The sequence below is a fragment of the Clostridium sp. OM05-9 genome (assembly GCF_003481465.1).
Taxonomy (GTDB): domain Bacteria; phylum Bacillota; class Clostridia; order Lachnospirales; family Lachnospiraceae; genus Coprococcus; species Coprococcus ammoniilyticus.
This window is the reverse complement of record NZ_QULF01000014.1, coordinates 1-205: the sequence shown is the minus strand read 5'-3', so window position 1 is coordinate 205 and position 205 is coordinate 1. Positions and strand designations below refer to the sequence as shown.

1 tRNA gene (cut by a window edge) is annotated in these 205 nt (G+C 38.0%); it reads left to right on the top strand.

From position 1 onward, the window contains the following. Positions 1-49 (top strand) — tRNA-OTHER (locus tag DXB77_RS12900) (it extends 47 nt beyond the left edge of the window). The last annotated feature ends 156 nt before the right edge of the window (positions 50-205 follow it).

Genomic DNA, 205 nt, shown 5'->3' with positions numbered 1-205 from the left:
CACCTGCCTTGCAAGCAGGGGGTCACGAGTTCGAATCTCGTTATCTCCACGAAAACATAGGACAAATAGGAGGACATCCGTAGAATGTCCGTGATGAAGTAAGCGAAGCTTACGAATCAGACCGATATATTGAATCTTATGTTTTAAATGTACCTTGAGAATTTCATACAGAAAGAAAAGAGATATTATTAATAAGCCATTAATA